This is a genomic window from Roseomonas aeriglobus, from assembly GCA_016937575.1.
GTDB classification, from domain to species: domain Bacteria; phylum Pseudomonadota; class Alphaproteobacteria; order Sphingomonadales; family Sphingomonadaceae; genus Sphingomonas; species Sphingomonas aerigloba.
Genome location: JAFHKN010000002.1, coordinates 1,473,890 through 1,491,438 on the forward strand (window position 1 = coordinate 1,473,890; position 17,549 = coordinate 1,491,438).

The window sequence follows — 17,549 nt, forward strand, 5'->3', positions numbered from 1 at the left end:
CTACGTTACAACGTATCAACGGCAAATTTGCTGCGGTGCGGCGGTTCATGCCGCCAGTCGTGCGGTTGATAGATTGGCACCCCGATCAGCCGCGCGTCAGGCTGTCGAGATATTCTTCGAGATTCGTCCATCCGTCGCCGTCGCGGTCGGCGTTGCCGTCGGCGGCCTGGTAGGGGTTCAGGCCGCGCGCGCGTTCCCAGGCGTCGGGCATGCCGTCGCCGTCGCTGTCCTTCGGTGCAGGAAGCGACTTCAGCATTGGCCACCCGCCCATGTCGTCCTGGCTGTCGATGATCCGGCCGGTGCCCGCACGAACGCCGGCGACGATCGCCGCGTCGATCGCATCACGGGTCTTCGACGCACCGGCGCGAAGCAGCACGGCGTCGAGGGGCCGTGCGTCGGGGGTGACAGGCGCCACGTCGATCGGGCCGGGCAGCTTCCAGCCCGGCACAATCGTGCCCTTCACCAGCGTCATCTGGTCGACGGGCACCGTTCCGGCCATCGCGTTGCCGGCGAACCAGGCCTTTGCCAGCACATTCGATTCATCGAACGCGAAAGCGCCCTTGCTGTCGGGGCCGGGCAGATAGACGTTGTCGATAAAATTATATCGGACGATGGCGGCCTTGTCGGCGTCATAGCCCGAATGCGATCCGCCCCAATTGTAGAACACGTTCGACCGGAAATCGAAGGTCGCACCCAGGGGATCGATGTCGGGCCCATCGTAATTGCCGGGTCGCGGCATACGGGCGATGTGATTGGCCCAAAGGTTATGATGCCAGCTTGCTTTCGCGCCGCGCCCACCGCGGATCAGGCTGCCGTAACCATGGTCGCCCTTCACATGGCCCGACTTGCGCAGTGAATTGGCGATGATCGACCATTGGACGGTCAGGTCGTACCAGCCCTGCTCCGGATCCTTGTAATTGGCGCTGGCCGACAGCGACTCGTCGATCGACCAGCTGGCCGAGACATGGTCGAGGATGATGCGCCGCCCCTTGGTGACGGTCATCGCGTCTTCCTGACTCTGCGACACATTGCCCAGACGCGATCGGATGTAGCGAATGACGACGTCGTCAGCAGCGACCACCAGGCTATGATCGCGCAGGGTGATGCCGTCGCCGGGTGCGGTCTGGCCGGCGATAGTGATGCGCGGTTCGCGAATCTTGAGTTCGGAGGCGAGCGCGATCGTGCCGGAGACGTCGAAGACGATGGTGCGCGGCCCCTTGGCCTCGACCGCGGCGCGCAGCGAACCGGGCCCGGAATCGGCGAGCGTAGTGACCTTGATGACCCGCCCGCCACGACCGCCCTGGGCGAAGCGGCCAGCGCCCTCCGCGCCCGGAAAGGCAGTGACGGATTGCGGCGCGGCGACGCTCAGCAAAAGCAGCGAAATCATCTGGTTCCTCTCCGAGATATACCCACGATGACCGCACAGGAAACCGGTGTCAATTGCGCACGGGGGGTCACCTCCGTGGAGACGGGGAGCAAGGGTCGCGGTATTCGGTGAACGGCCGGTAGGTCATTCCGAATCGAGCCCCGCCTTCGTGCGAATATCGGGGAGAGGGCGGGTAGCCTAAACCGGCGGCAGTTTGGCCTTCAGCTCGGCGAGCCACACCGCCGCCGTTCCGTCCGACGGCGCGCGCCAGTCGCCGCGCGGGCTGACCGCGCCGCCAGCCGACACCTTCGGTGCATTGGGCAACGCCGATCGCTTGAACTGGCTGGTCTGGAAGAAGCGCCACACGAACGCTTCCAGCCATTTGGCAATGGTGGCGAGGTCGTAGGCATTGCGCGCGTCCTCCGGAAATCCCATCGGCCAGCGCCCCGTGCCCGCATCGCGCCAAGCGTGCCAGGCGAGGAAGGCGATCTTCGACGGCGGCAGGCCGTGGCGCAGGACGTAATGGGCGAAGAAGTCGTGCAACTCGTAGGGGCCGATCCTGTCTTGCGTACTCTGCATCGCTCCGCTTGCGTCGGCGGGGACGAGTTCGGGCGAAATCTCGGTCGCCAGGATCGCTTCGAGCACGGCATCGGTCTCGGCGTCGAACTGGTTCGTGCGCGTCGCCCAGCGGATCAGATACTGGATCAGCGTCTTGGGTACGCCCGCGTTGACGCCGTAATGGCTCATGTGATCGCCGACGCCGTAGGTGCACCAGCCCAGGGCCAATTCGCTCAGGTCGCCGGTTCCGAGCACGATACCCTGCCGCTGGTTGGCGAGGCGGAAGAGGTAGTCCGTGCGAAGACCCGCCTGGACGTTCTCGAACGTCACGTCATATTCGGGATGCCCCTCGGCAAAGGGGTGGCCCATGTCCTTCAGCATCTGCGTCGCGGCGGGGCGGATGTCGATTTCCTCGCCGGTCACGCCGAGCGCCTTCATCAGTCCCCACGCCTGGGCCTTGGTCGCCTCACCGGTCGCAAAGCCGGGCATGGTGAAGCCGAGAATGTCGGAACGCGATCGCCCCATCCGGTCGAACGCCTTGGCCGCGACGATGAGGGCGTGGGTCGAATCGAGCCCACCGGAGACGCCCACGACCAGATGCTTCGATCCCGTGGTGGTCAGACGCTTGCGCAGGCCTTCGACCTGGATGTTGAAGGCTTCGTAGCAATCTTCGTCGAGCTTCGACGGCGTGTTGGGCACGAACGGGAAACGCCGGATGTCGCGTACCAGTCCGCGGTCGGCGAAGTCGGGCGTGTGACGGAACATGACGCGGCGGAAGCGCGTCTCCGGATGCCCGCGCGCGGCGGCGCAGTCGTTGAACGTGCCCGTGCGCATCCGCTCCAGCCGAAGTCGCTGGACGTCGATGTCGGCAACGACGATCTCGGTCGCCAGATCGAACCGGCCGCTTTCCGCCAGCATCTCGCCCAATTCCAGGATCATGCCCTGGCCGTCCCACGCAAGGTCGGTCGTGCTCTCGCCCGGTCCCGAGGCCGAATAGATATAAGCCGACGCCGTCCGCACCGATTGCGACGCGCACAGCAGGGCCCGCTCGCGCGCCTTGCCGATGACGATGTTGGAGGCCGACAGATTGGCGAGGATCAGCGCGCCCGCCAGTGCGCCGTCGGTCGAGGGCGGGGCGGGGGCCCAATAATCCTCGCACACCTCGGCATGGACGATGAAGTCCGTCAGGTCGTCGGCGGCGAACAGCAGGTCGGTGCCGAAGGGCACGCTCCGTCCGGCGACCGCGATCTCCAGCCCCGTCAGCCCGACGCCGGCCGCGAACCAGCGCTTCTCGTAATATTCGCGGTAGTTCGGCAGATAGGTCTTCGGCACGACGCCCAGGATCTGCCCGCGGTGGATCGCCACCGCGCAATTGTAAAGGCGTCCGTTCCGCCGCAGCCCGGCGCCGACGAGCAACAGGGGCGTCAGTTCGGCGGTCGCGGCAGCAACCTCGGCCAGCGCCGCTTCGACCGCGGCGGCATGGGCGTCCTGCAGATGCAGGTCGTCGATCGCGTAGGACGACAGATTGAGCTCGGGGAAGACCAGCAGGTCGCAGCCTTGCTCATGCCCCTGCCGCGCAAGCGCGATCGTCGCGGCGGCGTTGGCGGCTGGGTCGCCCACCGTGCCGATGGGGGTACAGGCGCCGACGCGGACGAAGCCCTGCGCGTGATGCGAATAGAAGGGATGGGTGCTGGTCACAGCGCCTTTTCGATCATCTCGAGCGCCACTTCCAGGCATTTCACGCGCGTCGGTCCGCGACCGATATCGCCGAAATGCTCCTCGCGATGATCTGTCGCGCGACCGGTGCGCGCGCAGCCGAAGTGGACCAGGCCGGGTTCGTCGTCCGGGCCGCCGGGACCGGCGAAACCGGTGATCGACAGCGCGACATCGGCATGGCTCGCCGCGAGCGCGCCATCGGCCATTGCGATCGCCACATCGCGACTGACCGCACCGCAACTCTCGACGACGTCCCGCGCGATGTGCAGAAGTTCGCACTTCGCGTCCTTCGAATAGACGACATAGCCGCGCTCGAACGCGCCGGACACGCCTTCGACGTCGGTCAGCAGTGACGCAAGGAGGCCACCCGTACAGCTTTCGGCGGTAGCGAGCGACAGGCCCGCGTCGGTGGCCTTTTCAAGCACACGGCGCGCTGAGTCTTCGACGTGGTCGGGCAGGGCGGAGGAGAGGGTTTCGGTCATCGCGCCGAGACTAAAGCGGGGCCGTACACAGACGCTATGATGCGCGTTTAGACGGCGCCACTATTCCCGCTCGAGCTGGGCCTGTCGAGGCACCGTTCCGAGATCCGCGAGCGATCGGCGCGGGTATCGCAGGACCGCCCTTCGACAGGCTCAGGGCGACTGCGTCAATATCAGCCTTAGACCTTCGCCGCGTAGATCATCCGGCCTTCGCCCAGCAGGTCGAACACCGTTGCCAGCGAATATTCACCGACCGCGAAGCAGCCCTGGCTGCGGCCGAGCTTGCCGTGCTTGGCCAGCATGTCTTCGTTCGAATACCAGGCGCCATGGATGACGATCGCGCGGTCGAGCGCATTATTGTTGGTCGGGTCCAGACCGACCAGCCGCTGCGAGCGACCGTGCTTGCCGACATAATAGTCGCTCGCGACGAACGCCCCCTCGCACGAGGCTTCGCTGTTCACTTCGTTGGAGAAGCGCTGAAGCCAACCGGTGTGTGCCGGGTCCGACCCGCTGCCGTGCGCGACGAGCAGCGAGGTGACGGTTCCGTCGTGCAGATTGATCAGATGGAAGCGCGGGCTGGACGAGGAACGCGAGAAATCCGCGAGCGCGATCCGGTCCTGCTTCACGATCGCGCTGCTGTGCCGCTGGAGCGCCTGGCGCGCGCGGTCGAACAGCGCGGCATGAATGCCCGGCGGTGCGACAGACGGCGCCGCGGCTACGGCGACGGGCGGCTGCACGACCGGGACGACCGGCGGCGGCGGTGGCAGATGCAGCGTGGCGATCTTGGTCGCCTGCTGGGCACAACCCGGCACGACGGCGACTGATCCGGCGACAAGTGCAGTCTTCAACAGCGCGCGACGCGAGGCCGCACGCGCGAGCAACGGCTCCATTCACTGGTCCTGGTGATTATCCCGGCCACGCATATAGCATCAAATGGTTGCCTTTTCAGCGGGTTGAGGTGCGCACCCCGTCGCATGCCCGGCTCGTCTCGGCGTGGGGCGGCGCGGCGTCTGTCCCGCCGTGGGACGTGAAAAGCTCGCGTTAACCGTCAATTTCGGCTAGCGAATGTCGCGTCCTCCCGCCCGAAAGGCTGCCTGTTGGCGATCCGATCGACCCTGTTGGTCCTCCTGACGCTCCTTGCGACCGATTCGGCCAACGGCAGCGAACCCGGGCCGCGGGTGCCGACGACGCCGGCCGCCCTTTATGCCGCAGCGGAAGGGCTGCGTCCGGGGCAATATCTGTGGCGCGACGACGATCTGACACTGGGCGAGATTTCTGTCGTCATCAATCGCTCGGCACAGGTCGCGCTCGTCTATCGCGGGAGCGTGCTCGTCGCGGTATCGAGTGTATCGACGGGCAAGCCGGGCAAGCGCACGCCGCTTGGGGACTTCACGATCCTGCAGAAGAAGGTCTGGCACCGCTCCAACCTCTACAGCAATGCCCCGATGCCCTATATGCAGCGACTGACCTGGGACGGCATTGCGCTGCACGCCGGGGTCAATCCGGGCTATCCGGCGTCGCACGGCTGCATCCGCCTGCCCAACGGCTTTGCGCAGCTGCTGTACGGGGTGACGAAGATGGGCGCGTCGGTCGCGGTGATCGACGATGCGTCTGCCGCTCCGGTGCCGAAGGAACGTTTCCCGTTGATTATCGCCGATGTCGACGGGCTGGATGACGCTGCGTTCGAACGGGTGACGTGGACCCCGGGCGCGGAACCGCCGCCCGAAGTCCGTGGATCGACCGGGCTTGCGGTACTGGGTGACGAGTGGATCGTGCCGGACAGTCCGCTGATGATCCCCAGCGGGCGCCGGCGCTCCTGACCTCGGGAAGCTTGGGTCAGTCGATCCGTTTCAGCCCGACCGCATAGTCCGCCGCCTTCGCGACATAGACCGCCGCGGACGCGCGGAGCATTGCCTTGGCCGCATCATCTAGCGTGCGCACGGCGCGCGCGGGGCTGCCGACGATCAGGCTGCCAGGCGGAAAGGCCTTGCCCTCGGTCACCAGCGCGCCGGCACCGACGATGCAATCCTCGCCGATCACCGCACGATTCAGGACGATCGCGCCCATGCCGATCAGGCTGCGCGCGCCGATCGTACACCCGTGGAGGACCGCATGGTGGCCGACCGTCACGTCTTCGCCGATCATCAGCGGCGCGCCCGGATCGCTGTGCAAGGCCGCGCCCTCCTGCACGTTGCTGCGCGCCCCGATCATAATCGGGGTGTTGTCGCCGCGGACGACCGCGCCGAACCAGACGCTCGCCTGGTCGCCCAAGTGAACGTCGCCGATCAGGTCCGCGCTCGGCGCGACCCACGCGTCCGCGCCGAGCGTGGGTGCCTGACCCGCGAATGCGTAGAGCGGCACTTCAGCCACCCAGGCCCGGGACGATTCCCGCGGCGTAATAGGCGACCGCCGCCATGACGGCGGAGGCGGGCAGGGTGACGAACCAAGCGAACACGATGTTCGAAGCAACGGCCCAGCGCACCGCCGTCAGCCGCTTGGCCGCCCCGACGCCGACGATCGCGCCGGTAATGGTGTGGGTGGTCGATACCGGAACGCCGATATGCGTCGCAAAGAAGACGGTCAGGGCACCGCCCGTTTCGGCGGCAAAGCCCTGCGCCGGGGTCAGCCGGGTGATCTTCGATCCCATCGTGTGGACGATCCGCCACCCGCCGGACATCGTGCCGATCGCGATCGCGATATAGCAGGACACCGCGACCCAGCCGGGCACCGCGAATTCGGCGATCATGCCTTGCGAGTAGAGCAGGGCGGTGATGATCCCCATCGTCTTCTGCGCGTCGTTGCCGCCATGGCCGAGCGAGTACATCGCCGCCGAGACGAGCTGAAGCTTGCGATAGCGTTTGTCGACGCCCATCGGGGTCAGGCGGACGCTGGTCCACGCCACCGCCAACACGATGACGAGGGCGAGCGCCAAGCCCAGCGCGGGCGACACGAAGATGCCCGCCACCGTCTTGATGACGCCGGCCCAGACGATCGGGTCGAGCCCCGCCTTGACCATTGCTGCGCCCAGCAACCCGCCGATCAGCGCGTGGCTCGACGACGACGGGATCCCGCGCACCCAGGTGATGACGTTCCACGCGATGGCGCCGCACAGCGCGCCGAAGATGACGCGCGGATCGATCACGCTCGCATCGACGATGCCGGAGCCGACCGTCTTCGCGACGGCGGTACCGAAGACGAAGTAGGCAGTGAAGTTGAAGAATGCCGCCCAGATGACCGCGACCACCGGCGACAGCACGCGCGTGGCGACGACGGTCGCGATCGAATTCGCCGCGTCGTGAAGCCCGTTCAGAAAGTCGAACAGCAGCGCGACGACGATCAGGACGACCAGCAGGGTAAAGGAGATGGTCACGGGGCCCGCCTCAGGCGTGGTCGATCACGAGACCCTGGATCTCGTTCGCGACATCCTCGAACCGGTCGCACACGCGCTCCAGGTGGCTGTAGATCTCACGACCGATGATGAAGGCCATCGGATCGGCCTTGGTCTTGCCGAACAGCGCGCGCAGGCCCGCGTCGTGCATGTCGTCCGCCTTGCCCTCGATGCGAACCAGACGCTCGGTCAGGTCATGCAGTCGGCTCGCATTGGGGGCCAGGTTGCGCAGCAGCGGGATCGCCTCGGCGGTGACTTCGGCTGCCTCGACGATCGCTTCGCTCATTGCCACCATCTGCGGTTCGAAGCTGGTCACTTCATACATCGCGATGGTGCTGGCGGTCTGGTTCATCTGGTCGATCGCGTCGTCCATCACCCCGATCAGGTCGGTGATCGCGCTGCGGTCGAACGGCGTTACGAACACGCGGCGCACGTCCATCAGCACTTCGCGGGTGACGTCGTCGGCCTCATGCTCGCGGCGGACGATTTCGGCGATGTGGTCGCTCAGCACGCCCTGGCCGTGAAACAGCTGCGTCAGCGCCTGCGCGCCGGCCACCACGACTCGCGAATGCGCTTCGAATTGATCGAAGAAGCGCCCTTGGCTGGGCATCAACTTCTGGAACCAGCCCAGCATGGGCGTTTCTCCTGGAGGGGATGAGTCGCCGCGCCGTTACACGGGTTAGGGGTGCGCGACAATCGGCGGTGGCGTCCCACCCGCCCGCCGCAAAAAATCATCGGCCGAATCGACAAAACCGCTTGCACGCCGCGCGAACGATGATATTGGGCGCCCTCCCGATCGGGACGCGGCGCCACGGCGTTGCCTACCAAGCCGATCAATGTGGACGCATAGCTCAGTTGGTAGAGCAGCTGACTCTTAATCAGCGGGTCCTAGGTTCGAGCCCTAGTGCGTCCACCACCCCCCCCAAGCGATAGTGCAAAGCGAGACAGGCTGGCCGCCAGCGACGCGTCACGTCGGGCGGTCAGTCTTGCGTCGCGCGTTTCGTCCGGCGTTCGTTGATCGCGGCGTCGACGGCGCGGCGGGCGCTTTCCGAATCGGTTTGCGGCATGCGGGGTTCCGGTGCCGGCGCGGCGGCCGGACTCGCCGACGCGGCTTCCAGCGTTTCGACGCGTTTCGTCAGCAGGTCCAGGTCCAGGCTCTGAGGATTGGCCTTCAGCTCGCCGACCTCGCGTTCGAGCGCGACGACACGGTCTTTCAGGATCTCGATCTCGGTACGATCCTGAAGGTTGATGACCGCGGCGACTTCGGCATCGATCGCGTTGGCGCTGGGGTCGGCGGCGGGATCGCGCGGTGTCCCTTGCGGCGAGCAGGCAGCGAGGCCGAGGCCGAGCAGGATCGGTACGTGGCGCATGGCAGACGTCCTCACCATCCCGCTACCCGGCGATTCTGCCGATCGATCGACATCAGGATGCCGATGCAGATCATCACCGTCATCTGCGCCGAGCTGCCAAAGCTGATGAAGGGCAGGGGAATGCCGACGACCGGCGCCAGACCCATCACCATCATCAGGTTGATCGCGACGTAGAAGAAGATCGTCGTGGCAAGACCGGCTGCGGTGAGCCGCTCGAACCGTCCTTCGGCCCGCACGCCGACCATCACGCCCCAGCGGATCAGCAGCATGAAGGCGAGGATCAGCGCAAAGCCGCCAAGCAGCCCCCATTCCTCCGCCATCGTCGCAAAGGCGAAGTCGGTATGGCCCTCGGGCAGATAGTCGAGATGGCTCTGGCTTCCCTGGAGGAAGCCCTTGCCGGTCAGGCCGCCCGACCCGATCGCGATCTTCGACTGGCTGATGTGATAACCTGTGCCGAGCGGATCGCTCTCGGGATCCAGGAAGATCAGGATGCGGTTTAGCTGATAATCGTGCAGCACGTAATTGATCGCCAGCGGAATGCCCGCCGCGAAGACGATTGCGCCGGTGACGAACAACCGCAGCGGCACGCCCGCCAAAAACATCACCGTCAGCCCGCCGAACGCGATCATTGATCCCGTGCCGAGGTCGGGCTGCGCCATCACCAGCAGGAAGGGCAGGCCGAGCAGAATGCCGGCAGGCACCAGCGGGCCATAGCGGCGCACTTCGGCCGGCGGCAGCATGTCGTAGAATTTGGCCATCGCGAGCACGATCATGACCTTCATCAGCTCGGACGGCTGCAGTCGGATGATGCCCAGGTCGAGCCAGCGCTGGCTGCCGCCTTTCACCGCGCCCAGCAGTTCGACGAGGACCAGCAGGACGAGCAGCACGCCATAGCCCGGCAACGCGAGGTTCGCCCAGAACCGCGGCGACACGCGCGAGATGACGATCGCCATGCACAGGAACGCGCAGAACAAGGTCGCTTGCTTGAGCGCCCAGGGCGACAGGCTGCCGCCCGCGGCCGAAAACAGGACGACCCAGCCGAACCCGCCGATGGCCAGTACCAGGAAGATGATCTTCCACGGCAGCTGAGCGAGCGGCGCGGGAACCAGACCGGAGACGGGTGCACGGATCATTGGGTGTTCCCCATCGGCTGTGGGCCGGGCAGGTCGTCTTCCAGCGGCAATTCTTCGGTCCGCCCCTCGGCGACCCCGGTGGTCGGCGTGGTCGCGTTCGATTCGGCGACGGCGGCGTCGACGACATTGCTTGCCGCGGACTCGACGTCCTCAGGCGGCGCGGCGACCGGGTTCTGCGCCGCCTCGAACGCAGCCTTTTGCGCGGCCATGCGGGTGCGGATGTCGCCGCCCCAGGTCGGCTCGACCTCTTCCAGTGCCTGCACCGCGCGCTTCTTGTCGAACAGATAGGTCATGATGTCGCGGCCGGTCAGCGGCGTATCGAGGTTGCGGACCGTGTGGCCATTGTGTTCGAGCACGATGGCGGCGGCATAGCGGGGATTGTCCGCCGGCGCGAAGCAGATGAAATGAGCGTGGTCGCGCAGCTTGAAGGGCAGCTGGCCGTTCGACAGCACGCCCGACCGGCGCTCCGCCATCGTGATGCGGCGGACCTGCGCGGTGCCGGTCTTGGCCGCCAGCGATACCCCGGGCACATACATGCGCGAGGCACCGCCGGTGCCGCCGCCGTTGACGACCGCCCACATCGCTTCGCGCACGATCGCCAGATGCTCCGGCTTGTAAGGGAGGGCGGCGGCGTTTCGGCTGTCGGGCCCGGCAAGCAGGTGCGGCTGGATCATCCGGCCGCTGGCGATGCGTGCCGCCATCACCGCCATCTGCAGCGGGTTGGCGAGGACATAGCCTTGCCCGATCGAGGCGTTGAGCGAATCCGCAACGGTCCAGTCGGTCTTGTACTTCTTCTGCTTCCACGCGCTGTCGGGGACGGTGCCGTAGCGCTGGCTGGGGTAGGGCAGGTCGTACTTCTGGCCGAGCCCGAGTGCACGTGCGACCGGCGCGATCCGATCATAGCCCAAACGCCGGATCATCTCGTAGAAATAGATGTCGCAGCTCTGTGCGATCGCGCCCTTCAGGTCGACCGGGCCGTGCCCCCGCCGCTTGTGGCAGTGAAACACGCCACTGCCGACCCGCAGCGCGCCCGAGCAGAACACGCGCTCGTTCGGACTCACGCCGGCTTCGAGCAGGGCGAGGCCGTTCATCGGCTTCACCGTCGAACCCGGCGGGTAAAGCCCCTGAAGGACCTTGTTCATGAGGGGCACGTGGTCGTCGTCCGACAGCATCTTCCATTCATTATGGCTGATGCCGTCGGAAAAGCTGTTGGGGTCGTACGCCGGCATCGACACCATCGCCAGCATTTCGCCGGTCTGGCAGTCGAACACGACGCAGCTGCCCGAATTCGTGCCCAGGCGCCGCGCGGCATATTCCTGAAGCCCGGCATCGATATTGAGGCGGATCGTGCGACCAGGGATGTCGGGCCGGGTCTCGAGTTCGCGCACCAGCTTGCCGCGGGCGGTGACCTCGATCCGTTTCGCGCCGGCCTGGCCCCTCAGCTGCGGTTCGAGGCTTTTCTCGAGCCCGTCCTTGCCGAGCTTGAAGCCCGGGGTGAGGAGCAGCGGGTCGCGGCTCGCCTTGAACTGTTCGGCGGTCGCGGCGCCGACATAGCCTGTCAGATGCGCCACCGCCGCGCCGAGCGGATAGTTGCGGGAAAAGCCGCGCGAGGGCACGATGCCGGGAAGCTCGGGTACGCGGACGCTGACCGCGGCGAACCGGTCCCAGTCCAGGTTCTCGGCGACCTGGACGGGTTGGAAGCCCGCGGCGCGCTTCAGCTCGGCATCGACACGCGCGCGCTCGTCGGCATCGAGCGACAGGATGTGCTGGACGGCACCCAGCACGCGGTCCTTGTCGTTGTCATGGACGCGGTCGGGAATGATATCGACGCGAAAGTCGGTGCGGTTGTTGGCGATGGCGTGGCCATGCCGGTCGACGATCCAGCCACGCCGCGGCGGGACCAGCGTCGCGTTGACACGGTTCTTTTCGCTGGCCGCCGAATAGCGTTCGTTCTCCGCCACCGCGAGCCATGTCATCCGGCCGGCGAGCAGCACGCCGAAACCGATCTGCAGGCCCGACACGAACATCGCGCGCCGGGTGAAGGTGTAGGATTGGACGGCTTCGCTCGCGATGGCGAAAGGATTGCTGATCCTCACCGACGTTGCTGCCCTTGCTCGTCGACCCAAGCGCATAGCGCGGCCGCGAGCGGATAGAGGGCGATCGCGATCAGGATCTGGATCAGCAACACCGTATCGACATGCGCGCGAAGCGGCGTTCCGGCAAGTCGCGCGCCGATCAGGAATCCGGCAACGGCGCCTGCCGCGACCAACCACTCCTGCCAGAAATCCCGCCAGACCAGCCGATGGTCGATCAGGTCGATCGTCAGCATTATGAGCGTCCACAGCGACATTGCGCTGCCCAGCGGATGACCGCTCAGTAGGTCGTCCCACAGGCCCAGCGGCACGCCGGCCCATACCGGCAGTATGTCCGGACTGCGCTGGCGCCAGGCGACGAGCAGCAAGAGGCCCAGCGGCGGGAGATAGGGAACGACCGCGACGATCGGTACGATCGGCAGCAGCGACCCCACCATGACCACCGCCGCGGCAATCAGCGACCGGCGACGCGCGCTGATTGGCTCGCCGAACTTCGACGGCCGCGGCGGCCTCATTTTCTCGCGTCCTGGGCAGGGGGCGGGGGCAGGGGCGGCAGGAACGCCTTTTGCACGACCGCAAAATCTAGGGCGTCGGGATCGGCGAAGGGGCGGGCGAGCGCCGCATCGCGCGACTCGGCGTTCACGCGCGCCACGGGGATATTGGGCGGATAGATTCCGCCGGTGCCCGACGTGACGAACACGTCGCCCGCGCGAAACGGCGCGTTGACCGACCCGGCCGATCGAATGTCGAGCATCCCGTCGCCGCGCCCGGCGGCGATCGCGGGAAACCCGTCACGGGTACGGCGCACGGGGACGATGCTTTCGGCATCGGTGATCAGCAGGATGCGCGCGGCATTCAGGCCGGTTTCGAGCACGCGCCCGATCAATCCTTCCGGTCCACGAACGGGCTGGCCCACATCGACCCCCTGGAAGCGGCCGGCATTGAGCGTCGCGAAGCGGCGTGTGCTCGATCCACTCGAATTGACCAGGCGCGCCGTGACGACGGGCGCGGGGTCGACGTCGCGAACGCGCAGCAAGGCGCGCAGCCGGGCGTTTTCGCGATTGATCATCCGCGCACGCAACACGATCGCGCGTTCGGCCTCCAGTTGCTGACGCAGGGCGCGGATCTTGTCCGCGCCGCCGAAATAGTCGGTCAGACCGCCCGGGACGGTCGCCGCGCGACGCAGGCCGTGAAGGCCGCTGGAAATCGGGGTCGTGATCTCCGCCACGCCCGACCGCAGGGCGGCGAAGGCGGGCGGATTGAAGAAGGACAGCAGGACGAGGACGGCGCCGACCAGTGCCCCGGTCGCTGCCGCAACATAACCGATAAAGACCCCGTACTGCGCGCGCCGCGAAAAGCCGGTGCGTCTGGCAATCGGCGGCGCCATCCCGTCCGCGCCCTTCTCTTAATGGTTTAACCGAAACCCTGCCCCGCTCGGGCTGACCCTGTCGAAGCCCTTTGCTTCTCTTCCGAAAAAGAAGGGCGGCCCTTCGACAAGCTCAGGGCGAACGGGGAAGGCATTATCTGCCTTTGCGTTCAGACCTGCAGCAGGACGCCGCGGAACTGCTCGTCCTCCAGCGCGCGGCCGGTGCCGAGCGCAACGCAGGTCAGCGGATCCTCGGCAACGGTAACCGGCAGGCCGGTTTCATCCCGCAGCACTTCGTCGATGCCCTGCAGCAGCGCGCCGCCGCCGGTCAGGACGATGCCCTGGTCGACGATGTCGGCCGCCAGTTCGGGGGCGGTGTTCTCGAGCGCGATGCGCACGCCCTCGACGATCGTGCCGACGGGTTCGCTCAGCGCTTCGGCGATCTGCCCCTGGTTGATCTGGATTTCCTTCGGCACGCCGTTGACCAGGTCGCGGCCCTTGATGTGCAGCGTCATGCCGATGCCGTCGACCGGCGGCTTGGCGATGCCGACTTCCTGCTTGATGCGCTCGGCGGTGGCTTCGCCGATCAGCAGATTGTGGTTGCGGCGGACATAGCTGACGATGGCTTCGTCCATCTTGTCGCCACCGACCCGCACCGATGTCGAATAGGCGAGACCGCGCAGCGAGAGCACCGCGACTTCGGTCGTGCCGCCGCCGATGTCGACGACCATGGACCCGACCGGTTCGGTGACCGGCATGTCGGCGCCGATCGCGGCGGCCATCGGTTCCTCGATCAGGAAGACCTGGCTTGCACCCGCGTTCGACGCGGCATCGCGGATTGCGCGGCGCTCGACGCTGGTCGAGCCCGAGGGCACGCAGATCACGATCTGCGGCCAGCGCAGCATCGACTTGCGACCGCCGTGCACCTTGCGGATGAAGTGCTTGATCATCTCCTCGGCGACGTCGATGTCCGCGATGACACCGTCGCGCAACGGGCGGATTGCTTCGATCGAGCCAGGCGTCTTGCCCATCATCAGCTTGGCATCGTCGCCGACCGCGCGCACCTTCTTGATGCCGTTGATCGTTTCGATCGCCACGACCGACGGTTCGTTCAGCACCACGCCGCGCCCGCGGACGTAGACGACGGTATTCGCCGTGCCGAGGTCGATCGCCATGTCGTGCGACATGAATTTGAAGAAACGCGAAAGCATCATTGAAATCTGTTCCGTCCCATGCCGGGCGTCGCCCACGCCGGCCAATCGCACATATGAACGTCCCTCACCCTGGCGAGCCAGGGGTCCGGCTCCGGCTGTTCGGATACGGGTCGCGGGATGGCGTCGCTTGGGCTAGAGCGTCCCCCATGTCAATACGCCGCCTCCCCAGCCATCTCGTCAACCGCATCGCGGCCGGAGAAGTGGTGGAACGCCCCGCTGCTGCGTTGAAAGAACTGGTCGAAAACGCGATCGACGCCGGCGCCACCCGGATCGCCATTCGTCTGGCCGGCGGCGGCACCGACCTGATCGAAGTGATCGACGACGGCTGCGGCATGACGGCCGCCGACATGGCCCTCGCACTGGAGCGTCACGCGACCTCCAAACTGCCCGACGAGGACATCGAGGCGGTCCAGACCCTGGGCTTCCGCGGCGAGGCGCTGCCGTCGATCGCCAGCGTCGCACGGCTGATGCTGGAGAGCCGGGTGCGCGGCGCCGATGGCTGGATGCGCCAAGTCGACAACGGAGCGGTGGAGCAGGAGGGGCCAGCTGCGCTGCCGCCCGGTACCCGCGTGCGCGTCGAGGGGCTGTTCGCCCGCGTGCCCGCCCGCCGCAAGTTCCTGCGCTCGGCCCGCGCCGAATATGCCGCGTGCCTCGAAATGGTGCGCCGGCTCGCAATGGCCCGTCCGGGTGTCGGCTTTTCGCTCGAACATGACGGCCGCCGCACGCTGTCGGTCCAACCCGACGAGGATCGCCCGGCGCGCGTCGCGGCCCTCACCGACCGTGAACTTGCGGCAAACAGCGTGACGATCGATTTCGAGCGCGAGGGGCTGCGTCTCGGGGGTGTCGCAGGGCTGCCGACCTTCCACCGCGGGATCGCCGATCATCAATATCTGTTCGTAAACGGCCGCCCGGTGAAGGATCGCCTGCTGATCGGTGCGATTCGCGGTGCGTACGCCGAGATGATGCCACGCGATCGCCATGCGGTGGTGGCGCTGTTCCTCGACGTACCGGCCGATGTGGTCGACGTGAATGTTCACCCGGCAAAAACCGAAGTGCGGTTTCGCGATCCGGCACTGGTGCGCGGGCTGATCGTCAGCGGCTTACGACGCGCGCTCGATGAGGCGGGCCACCGTGCGGTGCAGCGGCCGAGTGCCGGGGCGCTGGGAGCTTGGACCTCTTCCTCTAGTCTTTCCCCTTCAGGGGAGGGGTCGGGGTGGGGCCTCGCCGCGAGTCTCGATCTCGGTGAGACATCCCCCACCCCCTATCCCTCCACGGAAGGCGAGGGGCGTCTCAGCGTGCATGACCGTCGCCCGACCTTCGCCATGCCGCCCCCGATGGCGCGTGCCGAACCCGCCTGGGCCCCACCGCCCGAAACCAGTGCATACCCGCTAGGCGTCGCGCGTGGGCAGGTTGCCAAGACCTATATCGTCGCGGAGGCGGAAGACGGCCTGGTCATCGTCGACCAGCACGCCGCGCACGAGCGTCTGGTTCTGGAGCGCATGCGCAACGCGATGGCCGGGGGCGGGGTCGCCAGCCAGGCGCTGTTGCTGCCGGAAGTGGTCGAGCTCGACGAACCTGCCTGCGACCGCCTGGAAGCGCGCGCGCGCGAACTCGCCGACTTCGGGCTCGACCTCGAACGGTTCGGCCCGCGCGCGATGCTTGTCCGCGCGACGCCGGCGCTACTTGGCAGCGGTGATGTATCGGGCCTCGTCATCGACCTCGCCGACGAACTCGCCGCCTATGACGAGGCGTTGTCCTTGCGCGAACGGCTCGATCATGTCGCCGCCACGATGGCCTGCCACGGTTCTGTTCGGGCAGGGCGCGTCCTGTCGGTCGCGGAGATGAACGCGCTGCTCCGCGAGATGGAAGTCACACCCCACTCGGGCCAGTGCAACCACGGCCGCCCGACCTGGGTGAAGCTGGCGCATGGCGATATCGAGAAACTGTTCGGACGGAAATGATGGTCAAGACGACGGAAGAACTCGCGATCCAGCGAGAGGCGGGGCGATTGCTCGCAAGCGTTTTCGAAATGCTCGACCGCGTCGATCTCGCCGGCATGTCGACGCTGGCGGTCAACGATCTGGTCGAGCGCTACATCGTCGACGAACTCCACGCGCGCCCGGCGAGCAAGGGGCAATACGGCTTCGCCTTCGTCCTGAACGCGTCGATCAACCATGTCGTCTGCCACGGGGTACCGAGCGCGGATGACGTCATCCGACAGGGCGACATCGTCAATCTCGACATCACGCTGGAGAAGGGGGGCTTCATCGCCGACTCGAGCAAGACCTATCTGGTCGGCGATGTGGCGCCGGCCGCCCGGCGGTTGGTAAAGGTCGCGCAGGAGGCGATGTGGAAGGGGATCGGTGCGGTCCGGCCCGGCGCGCGGCTCGGCGACATCGGCTTCGCGATCGAGCGCCACGCGAAGAAGCATGGCTATTCCGTGGTGCGCGACTTCTGCGGTCACGGGATCGGGCGCGAGATGCACGAGGCGCCGGAGGTTCTGCACTATGGGCGCGCCGGCACCGGGCAAGTGCTGCGCGAAGGCATGGTCTTCACCGTCGAACCGATGCTCAATCAGGGCACGCGCAAGGTGTCGACGGCGGCGGATGGCTGGACCGTCACGACCGACGACGGCAAATTGTCGGCGCAGTTCGAGCATACGGTCGCGGTGACGCGGGACGGGGTCGAGGTGCTGACGCTCCGCCGCGACGAACGGGCCGCTGCCTGACATCGCGGGCTGCCGGAGTATCGCGGCGCGCGAGCCGTGTTCATGCTCCGGAAACCTTTTCCGCCGGCAAAGCATTGAGAGGCCAAACATCGATTGGTCGCTCAAATGAAACAGATTGTCCCCGTCGTCCTTGCGCTG

At 66.6% G+C, this 17,549-nt stretch carries 16 protein-coding genes and 1 tRNA gene; 4 read left to right on the forward strand and 13 right to left on the reverse strand.

The features are described from left to right. Positions 1-85: 85 nt before the first annotated feature. The 4 genes from JW805_07420 to JW805_07435 all read right to left on the reverse strand — a co-directional run bounded on the left by JW805_07420 (position 86) and on the right by JW805_07435 (position 5,009). Positions 86-1,387, reverse strand: coding sequence for a hypothetical protein (locus JW805_07420; protein MBN2971843.1), 1,302 nt, complete (start codon positions 1,385-1,387; stop codon positions 86-88). Positions 1,388-1,564: 177 nt separating this feature from the next. Further along, positions 1,565-3,661, reverse strand: a complete 2,097-nt coding sequence (locus JW805_07425) for an NAD(+) synthase (GenBank protein MBN2971844.1) — start codon at positions 3,659-3,661, stop codon at positions 1,565-1,567. Then, the gene (locus tag JW805_07430; protein ID MBN2971845.1) at positions 3,619-4,122 is read right to left on the reverse strand and encodes a CinA family protein; all 504 of its coding nucleotides are present in this window, start codon (positions 4,120-4,122) and stop codon (positions 3,619-3,621) included. Before JW805_07430 ends, JW805_07425 begins: the two co-directional genes overlap by 43 nt. Positions 4,123-4,298: 176 nt before the next feature. After that, positions 4,299-5,009, reverse strand: coding sequence for a murein L,D-transpeptidase catalytic domain family protein (locus JW805_07435; GenBank protein MBN2971846.1), 711 nt, complete (start codon positions 5,007-5,009; stop codon positions 4,299-4,301). A 207-nt stretch (positions 5,010-5,216) separates the two neighbouring features. On the opposite strand from JW805_07435, the gene JW805_07440 reads away from it, so the two are divergent. Further along, positions 5,217-5,939 (forward strand): L,D-transpeptidase family protein, encoded by a 723-nt coding sequence (locus JW805_07440; GenBank protein ID MBN2971847.1) that lies wholly within the window; start codon positions 5,217-5,219, stop codon positions 5,937-5,939. A gap of 16 nt (positions 5,940-5,955) precedes the next feature. Here JW805_07440 and JW805_07445 read toward each other — a convergent pair whose 3' ends face one another. From JW805_07445 to JW805_07455, 3 genes are read right to left on the reverse strand one after another with little or no spacing between them, the layout of a single operon-like run. Continuing rightward, entirely contained in the window at positions 5,956-6,480 is a 525-nt protein-coding gene (locus tag JW805_07445) for a gamma carbonic anhydrase family protein (GenBank protein MBN2971848.1), read from the reverse strand. Position 6,481: 1 nt separating this feature from the next. Continuing rightward, complete coding sequence (locus JW805_07450) at positions 6,482-7,489, reverse strand: inorganic phosphate transporter (protein MBN2971849.1); 1,008 nt, start codon at positions 7,487-7,489, stop codon at positions 6,482-6,484. 10 nt (positions 7,490-7,499) lie between these two features. Then, positions 7,500-8,141: a DUF47 domain-containing protein gene (locus tag JW805_07455; GenBank protein ID MBN2971850.1), complete on the reverse strand. Its 642-nt coding sequence runs from the start codon at positions 8,139-8,141 to the stop codon at positions 7,500-7,502. 206 nt (positions 8,142-8,347) lie between these two features. Here JW805_07455 and JW805_07460 point away from each other — a divergent pair. Next, positions 8,348-8,423: transfer RNA gene (locus JW805_07460), tRNA-Lys, on the forward strand. A 64-nt stretch (positions 8,424-8,487) separates the two neighbouring features. Here the strand turns inward: JW805_07460 and JW805_07465 are convergent. The 6 genes from JW805_07465 to JW805_07490 all read right to left on the reverse strand — a co-directional run bounded on the left by JW805_07465 (position 8,488) and on the right by JW805_07490 (position 14,680). Further along, positions 8,488-8,877, reverse strand: coding sequence for a hypothetical protein (locus tag JW805_07465; protein ID MBN2971851.1), 390 nt, complete (start codon positions 8,875-8,877; stop codon positions 8,488-8,490). A gap of 11 nt (positions 8,878-8,888) precedes the next feature. Further along, positions 8,889-10,010, reverse strand: coding sequence for a rod shape-determining protein RodA (gene rodA / locus JW805_07470; protein ID MBN2971852.1), 1,122 nt, complete (start codon positions 10,008-10,010; stop codon positions 8,889-8,891). Then, positions 10,007-12,106 carry a penicillin-binding protein 2 gene (mrdA, locus tag JW805_07475; protein MBN2971853.1) on the reverse strand — a complete coding sequence of 700 codons (2,100 nt, stop codon included), beginning with the start codon at positions 12,104-12,106 and terminating at the stop codon, positions 10,007-10,009. The genes rodA and mrdA overlap by 4 nt, the downstream gene beginning before the upstream one ends. Continuing rightward, positions 12,103-12,618 (reverse strand): hypothetical protein, encoded by a 516-nt coding sequence (locus tag JW805_07480; GenBank protein MBN2971854.1) that lies wholly within the window; start codon positions 12,616-12,618, stop codon positions 12,103-12,105. The genes mrdA and JW805_07480 overlap by 4 nt, the downstream gene beginning before the upstream one ends. Further along, positions 12,615-13,490: a rod shape-determining protein MreC gene (locus JW805_07485; protein MBN2971855.1), complete on the reverse strand. Its 876-nt coding sequence runs from the start codon at positions 13,488-13,490 to the stop codon at positions 12,615-12,617. The genes JW805_07480 and JW805_07485 overlap by 4 nt, the downstream gene beginning before the upstream one ends. Positions 13,491-13,639: 149 nt before the next feature. Then, positions 13,640-14,680 carry a rod shape-determining protein gene (locus JW805_07490; protein MBN2971856.1) on the reverse strand — a complete coding sequence of 347 codons (1,041 nt, stop codon included), beginning with the start codon at positions 14,678-14,680 and terminating at the stop codon, positions 13,640-13,642. A gap of 149 nt (positions 14,681-14,829) precedes the next feature. Between JW805_07490 and mutL the strand changes: the two genes are divergently transcribed. Together mutL and map are read left to right on the forward strand one after the other, a co-directional pair. Next, positions 14,830-16,644, forward strand: coding sequence for a DNA mismatch repair endonuclease MutL (gene mutL / locus JW805_07495; protein ID MBN2971857.1), 1,815 nt, complete (start codon positions 14,830-14,832; stop codon positions 16,642-16,644). Beyond that, entirely contained in the window at positions 16,644-17,411 is a 768-nt protein-coding gene (map, locus tag JW805_07500; GenBank protein MBN2971858.1) for a type I methionyl aminopeptidase, read from the forward strand. The genes mutL and map overlap by 1 nt, the downstream gene beginning before the upstream one ends. Positions 17,412-17,549: the final 138 nt, after the last annotated feature.

Coding starts and splice junctions, on each gene's coding strand:
- JW805_07455 (MBN2971850.1), bottom strand. CDS start 8,141: ATGCTGGGCTGGTTCCAGAAGTTGATGCCCAGCCAAGGGCGCTTCTTC.
- map (MBN2971858.1), top strand. CDS start 16,644: ATGGTCAAGACGACGGAAGAACTCGCGATCCAGCGAGAGGCGGGGCGA.
- JW805_07435 (MBN2971846.1), bottom strand. CDS start 5,009: ATGGAGCCGTTGCTCGCGCGTGCGGCCTCGCGTCGCGCGCTGTTGAAG.
- JW805_07465 (MBN2971851.1), bottom strand. CDS start 8,877: ATGCGCCACGTACCGATCCTGCTCGGCCTCGGCCTCGCTGCCTGCTCG.
- JW805_07430 (MBN2971845.1), bottom strand. CDS start 4,122: ATGACCGAAACCCTCTCCTCCGCCCTGCCCGACCACGTCGAAGACTCA.
- JW805_07480 (MBN2971854.1), bottom strand. CDS start 12,618: ATGAGGCCGCCGCGGCCGTCGAAGTTCGGCGAGCCAATCAGCGCGCGT.
- JW805_07485 (MBN2971855.1), bottom strand. CDS start 13,490: ATGGCGCCGCCGATTGCCAGACGCACCGGCTTTTCGCGGCGCGCGCAG.
- JW805_07420 (MBN2971843.1), bottom strand. CDS start 1,387: ATGATTTCGCTGCTTTTGCTGAGCGTCGCCGCGCCGCAATCCGTCACT.
- JW805_07425 (MBN2971844.1), bottom strand. CDS start 3,661: ATGCCTGGAAGTGGCGCTCGAGATGATCGAAAAGGCGCTGTGACCAGC.
- JW805_07490 (MBN2971856.1), bottom strand. CDS start 14,680: ATGCTTTCGCGTTTCTTCAAATTCATGTCGCACGACATGGCGATCGAC.
- mutL (MBN2971857.1), top strand. CDS start 14,830: ATGTCAATACGCCGCCTCCCCAGCCATCTCGTCAACCGCATCGCGGCC.
- rodA (MBN2971852.1), bottom strand. CDS start 10,010: ATGATCCGTGCACCCGTCTCCGGTCTGGTTCCCGCGCCGCTCGCTCAG.